Origin of the sequence: Methylobacterium nigriterrae (assembly GCF_037106235.1) — a bacterium.
Classification (GTDB): domain Bacteria; phylum Pseudomonadota; class Alphaproteobacteria; order Rhizobiales; family Beijerinckiaceae; genus Methylobacterium; species Methylobacterium nigriterrae.
In genome coordinates, this window is the sequence record NZ_JBAWTG010001096.1 from 1 (window position 1) to 237 (window position 237).

The window sequence follows — 237 nt, forward strand, 5'->3', positions numbered from 1 at the left end:
GGCGCGGATGTCGGTGAGGTCCTTGCTGACCTCGTTGCGCATGTCCTGGTCGACCTGCAGGATCTGCAGCCGAACCTCCGCCTGCTTGCCGCGCGCCTCGGCGATCGAGGAGATCTGGCTGCCGCGCTCGCCCTCGATGCGGGCCGCGTCGCGCTCGAGGCTGGTCATGCGCGAGATCGGCACGAGGTTCTTCTGCCAGAGCTCGCGGATGCCCTTGAGCTCCTGCGTGATGAAGGC

Annotated in this window: 1 pseudogene; it reads right to left on the reverse strand. The window is 67.9% G+C overall.

Annotated elements, in window-relative coordinates:
* Nucleotides 1-237: pseudogene (locus WDW90_RS40385) on the reverse strand (HlyD family type I secretion periplasmic adaptor subunit); the annotation flags it as partial.